Source organism: Agromyces aureus (genome assembly GCF_001660485.1).
GTDB lineage: Bacteria > Actinomycetota > Actinomycetes > Actinomycetales > Microbacteriaceae > Agromyces > Agromyces aureus.
On the sequence record NZ_CP013979.1, the window covers coordinates 3,221,889 to 3,236,572 of the forward strand.

Genomic DNA, 14,684 nt, shown 5'->3' on the forward strand with positions numbered 1-14,684 from the left:
GCGAATGAGCGAGTGACACGAAGAAGGGCCGATGCGATTCCTCGCATCGGCCCTTCTTCGTTCCCGGTCGCGTTCCCCCTCGCGTCCGGGGTGCCTGTCACGGCGGCCCGGCGGGTTCACCCACCGTCGGGCCGCCGCGGATCAGTCGGCGGCCGCCTCCCGACGCCGTCGGATCGTGACCCAGATCACGGCCAGGCTGCCGAGGACCAGGAGGCCGGCGGCCCCCCAGACCCACGGGCCGCCCGCGAACCCGGTCACCGCGGTTCCGCCCAGGAGCGTCACGGGGACGGTGTCCTCCGCGCACTCCGTGACCGGCTCCGTATCGTCGGCCGTCTGCCAGCAGACCTCACCGGTGTTCTCGATCGTGGAGACCTTGGTGCCCTCCTTCACGTGCACCGCCAGGTCGATGACCGGCGCCGACGTGAAGTTCGGCCCGAGCTGCCCGAGCAGGTCGCAGTGGAGCGTGCCACCGTATCCGCTCGAGTCCTTGCCCGTCACCTCGCAGTTCTCCCAGCGCGGGAACGCCGGAGCCGGGGCCGTCGTGATCGAGTCGACCCGGAGGTTCGCCGGGATCTCATCGAACACCTCGGTCGGGTTGGTTGCTCCCGTGCCGACCGACGTCACCTGCAGCGAGTAGCTGTAGTCGCCGCCCGCCTTCGTGCTGGTGACGCTCGCGGTCTTGTCGATCTGCAGCTCGGCCGGACGGTCGATCGCACAGGTCGGCAGAGCCTGCGGGTAGACCGCGAGGACGCTCTGGCTCGGGTTCACCGAGAAGGTGATCGTCGCGCCGTTCTCCGTGTCGCGCCACGGGTACGTGTCGACCGTCTCATCGAGGATCAGGTCGAGGAACCTGGTGCCCGGAACGACCGAGCCGGGGTTCGCGAGATCCTCCTCGGTGATCGGACGCCATCCCGGGAACTGGTACGGAATGCCGTCGGCATCGACCGCGGCGCCCGGCCAGAGCAGCCGGCCGTTGCGAGCGTCCCACGGAACGGTCTGCACCTTGGTGAGCGTGCCGTCGGCCGAGGTCCACGTCACGGTGATCTCACCGGGAGTGACGTTCTCGGTCGCCTGTACGTCGAAGTACAGCCACGGGACATCCGCGATGCATCGGACGTACGCGCCGGCGTCGACTCGCTTGACCGGCACCTCCGCCTCGGCGCAGTCGTTCGTCTCATCGAGGTCGAGCAGGTCCGCCACAGGTCCGAGATCGACGTCCGCCGAAAGCTCGAGCTCCTCATCGGGGCCCAGGATGGCGACGCACGCCTCGTTCGGGATCGGCTCCGTGTTCAGCGGCGGAAGCACCGGCGCCGGGTCATCGGGACCGACAGCGGGCGGGGCCTCGACCTCGACGGGCAGGACCTTCACCGGGATGCGGATCGTGGCGACCTGGCCGGCCGCGAAGACGCCGCTGTAGGTGGCGCTGAACGCGTTGCCCTCGGTGTCCTCCGTCCAGTTCTCGGCCGGATCGAAGGTCGCCGGACCCGTGATCTCGAGCTGCGGGTCGATGAGGTCGGTCACCTCGAGGTTCGCGACCGCTCGTCCGTTGTTCGTGACCGTGAGCACCCACTCGAACTCGTTGTCCTCGGTGTCGTCCACCGCGGTCACGCCCTCGGGCAGGTCGGCACGCTTCTCGATGCCGACATCCACCGCGAACACCGTGTTCGTGATCGTGCACGTCACGTCGTCGCCGGCTGCGAGTTCGATCAGGTGAGTGATCGGATCCTCCTCGGAAGAGGCTTCCGTCGCCTCGTTCGGTTCGCACTCCCAGGCCGAGGCATCGTAGTAGTCGGGCACGAGCGGGCTCGACGGATCGGCGATCGCCTGCTCCCAGAGGCCGTACTCGCCCACCGGGACCACCGTGGTGACGCCGTCCTCGTTGCCGACCGCGTCGACCAGCACGGGGCCGTCTGCGAAGAGCGACCAGTCGCTCGCCACACCGCCCGTGATGGGCAGCCTCTCGATCGCCGTGTTGTCGACGTGCTTGGTGAGCGTCAGCTTCGCGACCGGAATGTTGACGCAGGCTTCGAGATCGGTCTCGATCGTGCCCGACGAGAACGATCCGCCGTTGAAGAAGCCCTTGCCCGAGGTGCTCTCGACGCACTTCACGTCGTCGATCTCGGTGATCGTCTCGACGTTGGCCGTGGCCGTGATCACCCAGGTCTGCACCGTCGGCTCACCGTCGGCGGCCGGGATCACCCAGTCGTCGGCGAGCACCGTGTCGGGGTCGACGCCGGTCCAGTCGCCGACGGGGTCGCCGTCGGGATCGACCGCCGTCGCCGTGAACGTCGTACCGGCGGGGAACGCCGGGGTGTCGCTCAGGTCGTAGAACAGATCCTTGTCGCTCTCGTTCGTCACCTCGATCTTGTACTTGACCGTGAACGTGCCGTCGCCGTTCAGCGTCGGTTGTGCGCCGTCGAACAGCGACTTGACGGCCGTCGCCTGACCCGGCTCGTCGCAGTCGGTGCGAACCTCGGGCCGCTCGTTGATCGTGATCGTGGCCACGTTGCGGAAGCCGCCGGCCTCGGTCGAACCGGGCAGGGAGCAGACCGTGGTCTCGCCGGTCCACGCCTCTTCGGTCACGGTCGCGGACACGATCACCGTGAAGACGTCCTCGGCGCCCGCCTCGAGCGGCTGGTCCGTGGCCAGCGTCTCCTCGAGCGTGTCGGGCAGATCGCCCCAGTCGCCCGAGTCGCCGTTGGTCGACGACCAGGTCGCCTCGTCGATCGTGATGCCCTCGCCGAACGACGAGAGGTCGTCGATCAGGTCGTAGGTCAGCGGGGAGACCACGCTGGTGTTCTCCACCGTGACCTCGTAGGTGATGAGCCACGAGCCGTCGGCCTGCTGCTCAGCGGACTCGACCGTCTTGTCGACCTCGTACGTGGCGGGGTTCGCCGTGTTCGTGATCGAGCAGGAGACGTCCTGTCCGGGCTGGAGCACCACGGCGTCGTCGTCGAGTTCCACCGGCACCGGCGGCGTCTGGCTGTTGTCGAAGCACACCCACTCGCCGGACTCGAACTCGTCGGATCCTTCGAAGTCCGCGCTCTCGGCGAGGTCGTAGGAGACGTTCGACTCCACCGGGCCGCTGGCGGCGCCGTCACCCTCGATCACCGTGGTGCCGTTGTCGCTCGCGGTGAGCGTCCACAGCGACGGCGGGAAGTCCGTCGCCACCGAGTCGGGCTTGACGATCTTCTCGAGCTCGAGCGTCGGTGCGATGTCGGAGTTGGTGATGGTGCAGTCGACACTCGCGCCGAGCGTGTTCACCGTCAGCGTGGCGTTGACCGAGCCGGGCGTGCTCAGGAGCGTGAAGGCGTCAGGGCCGCTCTCGGACTCGCAGGTCCAGGTCGCCGTGACCTCGTACTCGACTCCGTTCACCCACTTCGTGGAGACCTCGTTCAGCGTGTAGCCGACGTTGACGTCGACCGTGCCGGATGCCGTGCCTTCGCCAGTGAACGTGTCACTGTCGTCGCCCACGTTCTCGCCGCTCAGGGTCCAGTCGGCCGCCACGGCGTCGCCGCCGTTGGGGTTCTGCACGACCTTCGTGAGCGTGACCGTCTGCGTGCAGTCGACGTAGTTGGTCACCAGGAAGGTGTTGAACGTGTTCTCGAGCGTCTGGTCACCCGTGCCGCTCGAATCCACGAGCTCGCAGTTCTCGGGAACCTGGACGCCGGTCTCACCGACCGTGACCTCGTCGTTCAGTGCGTAGGGACCGTACTCGGTGTCCCACTCGACGTTCTGACCATCGAGCGTGCCCTGGGCGCTGAAGCCGTCGGGCAGGTCGTCGCTGTCCCAAGCGATCGGAGCACCGCCGTCGATGACCCACTCCTTGTCGAGCAGGACGACCACGGGGACGTCGAAGCAGGCGTCGTCGGTGTAGGTGTCGCCGGAGGTGACGGTCGCCCCGTTCAGCAGGCCCTTGCCGTCTTCGCCCTCGCAGAGCAGCTCGTCGCTGCCGTCGACGTCGTCGACGGTGAACGAGACGACCACCGTGAAGGTGTGCGTCGCGCCGCCCAGGAGCTCCTGGTCCTCGACGACCACATCGTCGGAAGACGATGCCCCGTTCCAGGCCGGGTTCACCGTGACATCCGAACTGGTGACCTCGCGATCGGTGATCGAGACGTCGCCCGCGAAGTCAGGCGTGTCGGACAGGTCGTAGACGAGGGCCTGAGTGGCGCTGAGGTTCTGGACCGTGACCGTGTAGGTCGCCTCCCAGTGGTCGCCGACCTTGGTCACGTCGCCGACGGAGCTCTTCTCGATCTTCGGCTGGGCGGGAAGGCCGCATCCGGTGTCGGAAGAAGAGATGCCGTTCGACGTCAGCGTGGCCTCGTTGAGGAACCCGACGTTCGGGTCGACCTCGGTGAACGCGCACGTGTTCGTCGTCGGGTCGGTGAAGGCCGCCTTGTCGACCTTCGCCGTCACCGTCACGGTGTACTCGTGGACGCCGGCGATGCCGATCACCTTGTCGGTCGGGACCAGCTTCGCGGTCTCGTCGGTCGGCGGGCCGCCCACCGGGCCGGGCCACTCGCCGCTCGTCTCGCCGGTCCACGTCGCCGACAGCACGTCGACCTCGGGACCGAACCGGAGCGTGTCGTCGAGCGTGTACTTCGAGACGAAGTCCTCGTTGCCGGTCACGGTGACGTCGTAGACGATCGTCCACACGCCGTCCGCATCCTGCGTGACGGTCGGGTTGCCCTTCTCGACCGTCGGCTCACCGCCGCGGTCGATGTTGGTGCAGTCGTCGTCGGTGCGCGTGATCTCACCCGACGTGACGATGGCGTTGTTCAGGAAGCCGACGCCGCCGGGGTTGTTGTCGGTCTTGCACTCGAGCTCTGCCGGCGGGATCTCGCCCGCGGGTGCATCGACGTTGATCACGACGGTGTAGACATCGACCGCGTCGGCCGCGATGGCCTTGTTCGACGCGACCGTGAACGGCGAGCCGTCGTACGGGGTGACCGGCGCCTGCGCGTCGATCTGGTAGCTGAGGTAGTCGACACCAGCGGGGAACGCCGGGTCATCGGTCAGCGTGTAGTACGACGGCTTCGCGCCCGGGTCGGTGTTCGACACCGTGAGCGTGTACGAGACATCCCATGTGCCGTCGTCGAGCCGCTGCATGGACGTCGCGCCCGACTTCACGATCTTCGGAGCGCTCGGGAATCCACAGGCCGAGGCATCGGTCGATGTGCCCGCGACCTTGAGGGTCGAGGTGTTGTTGAACGCGGCGTTGGCGCTGCCGCCGGTCGGACACGCGGACTGCGCCGGCGTCAGGTCGGGGCCGGTGAGCCCGATGCCTGAGACCGTGATGCGGTACGTGGTCGTCGTGTTGCCGGCCAGGTAGGCATCGACGGCGATGTTGCCGCTGCCCGCCCATGAGGTCGGGTATGCGACCGAGTCCTTCGTCAGGGCGTACGAGGCGCCGGTGAGCACGACTCCCGTGCCGAAGTGCAGCGAGTCGGCCAGCGTGTAGAGGCCGCCGACCGCCGTGGTGTTCTTCACCACGAGGTCGTAGGCGATCGTCCACTTGCCGTCGCTGCCCTGCGAGACCGAACCCGGGACGACCGCCTTGGTGTGGGTGATCGTGGGCGAGTTGACCGTGACGCAGCCGGTGGCGTCGGTCGTCTGGTTGCCCGAGACGAGGGTCGCCGTGTTGTTCAGGCCGCCCGCACTCGGGCAGGTGTACGCCGGGTCACCGGAGTCGATGCTGACCTGGACGGAGATCTGGTACACGTGGGCCGCTGCTCCGCCCGCGAGGGCGATGTCGTCGGCCAGCAGGTCGTTCGGTACGGCACCGGTCCACGTCGGGACGGTGGTGACACCGCCCGGCTTGGACACGACCACCGGCGGACCGACCTGCGTCACCGAGGCGGGCAGGGCGAGCTTGTCCCTCAGGTCGTAGACGACGCCGGTCGTCGCCGACGGGTTCGTGACGGTGATCGTGTACGGGAGGGTCCACGTGCCGTCACCGTTGTCGACGGCGGTGCCGCCGACCTTGGTGATGGTCGGGTTGACCGGGACCGCGCAGTCCTGGGCGGGGTACGTCGTGCCCGCGACCGTCATCACGGCCGAGTTGAGGAATCCGACGTTGCCAGGAGTGCCGGTCTTGCACGCGGCGGGATCAGTGCTCGGCACCGTGTTCGGGGCGACCGTCGCGTTGACCGTCACGTGCCAGGTCTGCTGCGTCGCCTTGAGGAGCGTCGGAACGCCGGCGAAGGCCTGCACGTTCGCGAACGGCACGCTCCACGCGGTGACCGCACCGGCGGGCTGCAGCTGGTAGGTCGCACTGTTCACCGTCACGCTCGTGCCGAACTTCAGCTGGTCGCTCAGCGTGTACGTGAGGTCCTGGAAGTTGCTCGGGTTCTTCACGACGATGTCGTAGCCGATGGTCCAGGTGCCGTTGGCGTTCGCCGTCGGGATGGCTGCCGTCTTGGTGATGGTCGGCACGATCGGCTTCAGCGTGTTCGTGACCGTGCAGTCCACCTTGTCGCCCGGAGCGAGGGCCGGGACCGAGGGCCCGGCGACCGGGGCGCCGCCGTTCTTGGAGCACGACCACGTTCCCGGCAGGAACTCGCCCGCGTTCGGCAGTGAGGTCGACTCCGCGAGGGTCAGCGGGACGCCGGCGGGAACGTCGACGAAGCCGCCGGTTCCACCGTCGCCGCCTACGACCGTGCCGCCTGCCGTTGCGGACAGGTACCACTGGTTCGCCGGGGCGACGTTGCCGGTGACGACCTTCGTCAGCTTGATCTGCGGGGCGATCGGCTCGTTCGTCACGATGCAGGTGCCGGTGGCGAGGGCCGCCACGGTGACGGTCGACGTCACCACGTAGTCACCGCCGGCCGTCGTCTTGCACTGGATGTCGCGCAGCTGGTATCCCGCAGGGCCACCGGACTCGGAGATCGTGTAGCTCGTGCCGGGACGGACGAGGACGGTGTTGCCCGTCGTCGTCGACGCGGGGTTCAGGCCCGGGATGGCGACGTTCGGAGTCGCGGTGAGCGTCCAGTCGCTGGGGTCGGGGTCGGTGCCCTCGAGCTCGACCACGTCCTTGATGAGCGTGAGCAGCGCGGTCTGGTTCACCGCGGTGCACTGCACGCGGAAGCCGAGGGGCACGGTGACGCCGCCGTTGAGGCCGTCGCTGAAGCCGGGGATGACCGTGCCGCCCGCGTTCACCTGCTCGCAGTTCCAGCTGCCCGTGGCGGGCGGAACCGGCACTGCGTTGAGGCCGAGCGTCTGCACGTAGCGCGGGTCGCCGGTCTCGACGAGCGGATAGGTCGTGTTCGGGGTCACGAGTGCGGTTGCGCCGGGCGTGCCGGTCGCACCGTTCGGCCCGGGAAGGGATCCGCCGGGAGCGACGGCGTCGAGGTTCCAGACGCTCGGGGCGACTCCGCCGTTCGTCACGGTCTTCTTCAGCGTCAGCTGGCTGTCGCAGGTGACGGTGTTCGTGATCGTGTAGGTGTTGTCACCGGGTTGCAGCGTGGCACTGTACGGCAGCGCACCGTTGCCGGGGGCAGCGCCGTTCGCGAGGGTCACCTTGCTGTCGGTGATGCGGCAGAGGTCGCGAGAGCCGACGCCCGTGGTCTCGTTCAGCGAGATGACGGTGTTCGCCGGAACCGGTCCCTGCACGGTCACCCAGGGGGTGTTGGTGCCGCCGACGGTCAGCTGCGCGGTGAGGCCGATCGGCTGCTGGCCGTTCTGGTAGGTCACGCCGTTGACGACCCAGACCTTGTTCACACTGTAGGTGGCCTGCGGCAACGGTGGCCGGTTCCAGACCGTACAGGTGATCGCCTGCGTCGAGCTCACCGGAACCGAGAAGCCGGTCGCCAGGTTGCCCACGGTGATCGCCGCGCCCGTCGCGACATCGGTGCAGACCGCGTTCTTGCCGCTCGTCTGCACGATGCTGTGGCCTTGCGGGTCCTCAGTGACGTTCACCGTGCCGCTCGTGGTACCGCCCGCGAAGGTCAGGGGCAGGTTCACGGCGCCGGTTCCGGCGGCCGTGGTGCCCTCCTGCGAAGCCGGGGTGATGCCACCGGTCGTGGGGGCCGCGGTGAACTTCCAGCCGCCCGCCGGCGTCTGGCCGGTCTTCGACTCACCCGTGCTCGTGCTCGAGACGACCTGCTTGACGACCGAGATCGATCCCTCGCAGGCGCCGAGCGCGAGGTTGCGGAGGATCGTGCCGGCCTCGTCGTAGTCCGCGGACTGGAAGTAGTCGGAGTTCAGCGTGTTGCCCGAGATGGCGATGAGGTTGTCGGGCGAGCCGCCGACGCCGTCGCCGACACCGAAGCCGATGACGCGCGTGCCGAGCGCCTTGACGGCGTTGGCCGAGAACACGCCGTTCTCCACCTCGCGGAAGCGCGTGCGGTTACCGGGGCCCTCGTCGTTCGAGTAGACCGTCGGGTTGCCGTCGGTGAGCACGACCGCGAGGTCGTACTGCGTGCCGCTGGTCGCGACCTGGTAGATGCCGCGGTCCCAGTTCGTCGCCTCGGTCGGCGTCGAGAAACCGTCGATGTGGTTGCGCACGGTGTTCGCGCCGGCGACGGTCGAGACGGGGGTGATGCCGAGGTTCGCTCCCGAGCTGGCGGGGGCGACGTTGTTGAACGTGAAGATGCCGACCTGCGACGGCGTACCCTGCAGCGCCGTGACGAAGCCCTTGGCTGCGTTCTTCAGTTCGGTGAAGTTCGGTGCCACCGACCCGGAGAGGTCGATCACGAGCGCGACGCGCACGCCGCACTTCTGGGAGGCCGGCGGGTTGGCGAGCGAGTTCTGCCAGATGCCGCCGGACGCGTTGTTCGTGGTGTTGCCCGTGGCGATCATGAAGTCGCTCGTCGAGCTGTACGTTCCGCCGTTGTTTATGACCGACGTCTGGAACCGGTACGGCGCGGAGGCCGGGGTGGTTCCGGTTGCGAGCGTGCCGTTCTTCGTCCAGCCTCCGGGGACGCCCGGCGTGGCCTGCGCCACCCAGTAGCGGGCTCCGTTCGGTGCCGGCACGGTGAACGTGCAGACGCCGGAGGCGAGCGAGACGCAGGTGGCCCACGGCTGGTTGATGATCGAGCCGAACGAACCCGCGTTGTCGGTGTACAGCTGCAGCGTCACGCCGGCGAGGCCAGCGACGGCGGAGATGCCGGTGCGAACGCCACCGACCTGGACGTTGATGGTGCCCGGGCCGGTGAAGGTCTGCGTGAACGTGCAGTTCGCGAACTTCTGGGTGGGGTTGCCGTTCGAGTTGCTGAAGGTCACGGTGCGGTTGGCCGCGTTGAAGGTCGGGTCGCCTCCGCCGCTGCCGCCGACCGAACACGTGAAGCCGGTCGTCGTGTAGTTGGCCGGACCGTTCTCCGCGTAGAGCGTGTAGGTGTTGTTGCGCGGCACGGACCGTGTCTGGCCCGACGTGAAGTTGTAGTTGTCGCTGTTGCTCAGGCGAACGGCGTGGATGGTCCACTGGTCCGGCGTCGCCGATCCGCCGGAGACGGTGTTCGTGATCTGGAGGTTGCCGCATTCGGTCGTACAGTTCGCCGTGTCGGCCGGGAACACCGAGAACACCCCGACATCGCCGGCGGCGGACTCCTTCGCGGCCTGCTTGGCGGCCGGTGCCTCTTCGGCGGGCGGCTCGGCCGCCTCCTCGGTCGGGGTCGCCGACTCGGTCGGCGTCGCCTCCTCGGTCGGGGTCGCGGCCTCCGTCGGCGTGGCCTCCTCGGTCGGCGTCGCGGCCTCCGTCGGCGGCGTGGTCTCCGTCGTCGTGATGGGCTGCTCGGTCGGCGGGTCGGTCGGGGTGACGCCCTCGGCGAAGGCCATCGTCGGCAGGCCGACGACGAGCAGACCGCCGACGGCGATCGAGGCGATCACGCCTCGCAGGGTTCGCGCTCGCTCGGCTTCACGTCGACGTCGGGACCGACGCGGTCCCTGTGCGTGGTCGTCGTTTCGGGTGCCGAACCAGTTGAGCTTCATCATCGAACCTTCGCGTCGGGTCAGCCTGCTGAATGTGAGGATTACGCAGGTGAGCCGAGTCAAGCACTGCTGGGGGAGGCAGCGACAGGGTTCCTGCGTGACCAATACGGGGGGCATCTCGTACCCGATCCGCGGGTTGATCAGGATTTCGGCAGCCCTGTCACCCGAACGCGGGGCATCTGAGGACCGCTCATTTCCTTGCGTACGAATGGATGTCGCGACTCGCGTCCATACGAACGAATGGATGCCGCGACTCCAGCGAGCCGCGGCATCCGTTCACCGTCGTCGACCGGTCGGCGATACCCGACCGCTCAGGGCCGCTCGCCCTCGGTGCGGCGCCTCCTGATCGCCACGAACGCGACCGCGACCGCACCCATCAGCAGCAGCCCTCCGGCCACCCAGATCGACGGGCCGCCCGCGAAGCCGGTGCTCGCGATCGAGGACCCCGGATGCGGCACGGTCACCGTGACCGTGGAGTCGTCGCACAGGATCGCCTCCTCGGGATCGAGCGGGATCGCCCCTTCCGCCACCGGGGCCGTCTCGTCGTCGGGCAGGTCGTTCCAGCAGATCTCACCCGTGTTCACGACGCTCGACGCGTTCGTTCCCGGATTCAGCGTGACCGAGAGCACCACGTCGGGTGCGTCCGGTCTCGATCCACCGATCTGCCCGTTCAGGATGCAGTGCAGCGTGCCGCCGTATCCGGTCGAGGACGTGCCCGTCACCGCGCAGTCGTCCCAGCGCGGGAACGCGGGCGCGGCCGGGGTGGTGATCGAGTTCACCTTGAGGTCCGACGGGATCTCATCGAAGAGCTCCATCGCCTTGGTGGCGCCGAGGCCCGGGTTCGTGACCGACAGCGTGTAGTCGAACGTGGAGCCGGGCTTGGCCGAGGTGACGCTCGAGGTCTTCTCGATCAGCGGCCCGGCCGCGCGGGTGACCGCGCAGGCGGGGGTCGCCGACGGGTAGACCGCCAGCACCGACTGGCTCGGGTTGATCTCGAACGTGATCGTGAGCGGATGCAGCTGGTCGGCGAATGCGTAGCTCGGGAGCGACGAGTCCTTGACCATGTTCTCCCACGAGTCGACGATCGTGCCCTCGCCCACCACATCGCCCTCTTCGGCGAGGCGCCAGCCCGGCCAGGCGATCGAGATGCCCTCGGAGTTCACCGCGCCGTACGGCCAGAGCAGCCGGCCGGTGCGCTCGGCCCACGGGATCGTCTGCACGATCGGCTCCGCGTCGGGGTAGAACACCGGGTCGGGCGTCCACGTCACGGTGATGTCGGCCGGAGCGACCGGCCCGACGGTCTTGACGTCGTGGTAGAGCCACGGCACGTCGTTGATGCACTGCACGTACGCGTTGGCCTGCATGGCCTTCGTCGGCACGGTGACCTCGTCGCAGTCGTTGCCGGGGTTGAGGTCGTTCGTCGGCAGGATCGGGACGGCGACCGCCGCCACGGCGGACTCGACCGGCTCCTCGACCTCGGGCACGACGATCGAGACGCACGCCTCGTTCACCACGGGCTCGGCCGGGACCGGCTCGGGCGGCGTCTCGGGGTTCTCGGGCAGCGGCCCGAGCGGGTCACCGAGGAACCGCACCTGGAACCGGAACTCGGTCACCGAGCCCTCGGCGTACACGCCGTTGTACAGCGCCTCGAACGCGTTGCCCGTGAAGGAGGCGCTCCAGTTCGGGTCGTCGGGGTCGATCGTGATGCCGCTGATCACCTCGAGCGTGTCGGGCAGCGTGTCGGTCACGAGCGCGCCCGGCACGTCGGGTCCGTGGTTCGTCACGGTGAGCGTGAACCAGAACTCGGATGCCTCGGGGTCGGTGTCGTCGATCGCCTCGACACCCTCGGGCAGCTCGTACTCCTTCACGATGCCGAGGTCCGCGGGCTCGGCGGTGTTCACGATCTCGCAGGAGGCCTCACCTCCGACCGGCACGAACACCTCGCCCTCGGGGCCGACGAGCTTCTCGAGGTCGTCGTCGCCCGTGCACTCCCAGTCGCCCGCGACGTAGGTGCCGTCGGTGACGAGCGGATTGTCGCTGTCGGGGTTCGGCCGCTCGCTCACGGTGTACCAGCCCGACGGCACGAGGGCGGTGCGGCCGGGATCGGCGACGCCGGGCTCCTCGATCGTGACGGGACCGTCGGCCTTCAGCAGCCAGTCGCTCGGCACGGCCGGCTCGATGTCCTCGCCGAGGGCGCCGTTGTCGACGGTCTTGATGAGGGTGAGACGCCCGGGTGCGTCGCATGCGGTGTCCTCCTTCGTACCGGTGCCGACGGTGACGATGCCGGTGTTCGTGAATCCGCCGCCCTCCTCCTCGTCGCAGCCGTACGTCGGCTCGCCCTCGTCGTCGATCGTGGCCGTGACCCGCACGAACCAGTGGTCCGTGATGCCGAGGGGCAGGTGCGCGCCGCTCGCGAGGGCGTACTCGCCGTCGGGCACGACCGGGAGGGAATGTCCGGGATCCGTCGTCGGATCCTCACCCGGCGACCAGTACGTGAACGAAGCGACCGTCATCCCAGGACCGAAGTCCGTGACATCCGACAGATCGTAGGAGGTGTCGACGTCGCCGGTGTTCGCGACGTCGAGCGTGTAGTCGAGCGTCCAGATGCCGGTATCGGGGTCCAGCGTCGTCGAGTCGACGTTCTTGTCGATCGTGACATCGGGCGTCGGGTTCTCGGTGACGCAGTCGTCGACGGGCGTCGCGACGGCGTCGTCCTTCGTGACGTCGTCGAGCACGACGTCGGGGCATCGGCCGTTGTCGCCCGGCGTGATGACGTTGTGGAGCACCTCGTCGAACGCATTGTCGTCGACCTCGACCGTGAACGACGCCGTGGCCTCGTCACCCGGACCGAGGTCGGGGATCGACCAGGTCAGCGTCGTGCCGGTCAACGAGAGACCGGCTCCGACCGTCTGGATGGTGGAGTTGTCGAGCACGTCGCTCAGGTCGTCGGTGACGGTCGCGCCGGTCACCTCGATCAGGCCGTCGTTCTTCGCGTGCAGCGTGTAGGTGACGGTCTGGCCGGGCAGGACGGTCGAGCCGTCCTTCGGATCGACCGTCTTCCATGTGAGCCACTTCGGGGCGAAGGTGTTGAGCACCCAGCAGTGCGTCGTGGATTCCTTGGCGACGGTCGCCGTGAACGTGCGGGTCGGCGTGTCGAAGGGCACCGCGACCGCGTCGGCGAGGTTCGACGTGGTGCCGCATCGCGCGCCCGTCATGACGCTGCCGCCGGGATCAGGCGTCTCGCTGAAGACCACCTGCCGTGCCGGCGGGTTCGGCACGACCGCGAAGCCGGTGACCGCGTACGGATCGGTCTGGCTGGACCCGTCGGTGGTGTCCGAGGTCGGCGCGACGTCGGACGTCGCGGTCGAGTACTCCCAGCCGGCTCCCCCTGGCGTGCCCGGGAACGCGATGCCGACCTGCTTGTGGATGATCACGTTGCCGCCGCACAGCGCCTTCGCGACGAGCTTCAGGGAGTCGGCGAGGCTGGAGTAGTCGGTGGTGGTCATGTAGTCGGCCGTCGTGATGTTGGACCCGGTGAACGCCTCGCTGCCCGAGATCGCCTGGATCGGTCCGAGGTCGATGTCGCCGACCGCGACGACGAACATGTGCGAGGGCTCGCCCTTGATGGAGTTCGCCTCCAGGATCGCCGGATCCAGCGCGCCGGGTGAACCGTCGGGGAACTCGCCGCCGTTGTCTGGGTCGACCGTGTTCGGGTTGCCGTCGGTGATGACGATCGTGAGCTCGACGGGCCGGTCGTCGAAACCGCCGAAGGTGCCGTGTCCGACCTCGAGGCCGCGCTTCCAGTTGGTCCAGCCGTCGGAGGACAGGCCCGAGTACGAGCCCTGGACGGTCCCGAGGTTCGCCGCGGTCAGGTCGGTCGCGGGGAGCAACTGCGAGGCGTCCTGATCGAACGCGGTCACGGAGACCTGGGACCCCGTGTCCTTCAGCGCGTTCGTGAAGGCGTTGGCCGCGGACTTGAGGTTCGCCATGCCGCCGTCGCCGATCGAACCCGACTTGTCGAGGATGAGCGCGAAGTCGAGCCCGCAGCTGTTGGGCAGGTCGGGGTTCGGGTCGGGCGCCGGCGAGTCGGCGGCCACCGCGAAGCTGCGCATGCCCGCCTGCTGTCCGGCCAGGCACGCGTCGCGCGCACTGCGGTCGTCGTTCCCGATCGGGATGGCCTCGCAGTCGACCGGGGCGGGCTCGGGCACGGCTGCGGTTGCGTCGTCGGCGGGCGGAGCGGACCCCTCGGATGAAGGCGCCGACACATCGGCCGGAGGCGCAGCCTCGTCCGACGACGGCGCGGCCTCCGCGGCCGACGGCGCCGACACGTCGGCCGGCGGCGCGGACACGTCGGCCGGGGGCGGGGCTTCCTCTGACGAAGGGGCCGCCTCGCTCGGCGGCGCAGCCTCCTCAGTGGGCGGCGTCGCCCCTTCGGTCGACGTCGCGGTCGTCTCGGTCGCGGTCGGAGTCGATTCCTCGGCGGCCGCGATGGTCGGGCCGGCGAACAGCACGAGGACGCCGACGGTGATCGCGGACACCACCGCGCGGATCGTCGAGGGTGGCGGCGGTGCCGCCGAGGCGTCGGAGCGTGCAGCAGAACGGGTGCGCTGATTGCGGTGCATGACGGACTCCATGTTCGGGTACGGGTTGGCCGGCTCGGAGCAGATCTCGGGTCAGTGGCGTCAGTCTCCTCGCCGAGCACGCACGAATACAAGAAGTCCTCACCTTTCGTCCTCCCCCATTTCGCGGGGCAC

The 14,684-nt window shown here is 68.7% G+C and carries 2 protein-coding genes; both read right to left on the reverse strand.

The window, feature by feature from the left end:
- Window positions 1–141: 141 nt before the first annotated feature.
- Entirely contained in the window at window positions 142–9,828 is a 9,687-nt protein-coding gene (locus ATC03_RS14440; RefSeq protein WP_152030967.1) for a VWA domain-containing protein, read from the reverse strand.
- 413 nt (window positions 9,829–10,241) lie between these two features.
- Window positions 10,242–14,552, reverse strand: a complete 4,311-nt coding sequence (locus ATC03_RS14445; protein ID WP_152030968.1) for a DUF7927 domain-containing protein — start codon at window positions 14,550–14,552, stop codon at window positions 10,242–10,244.
- Window positions 14,553–14,684: the final 132 nt, after the last annotated feature.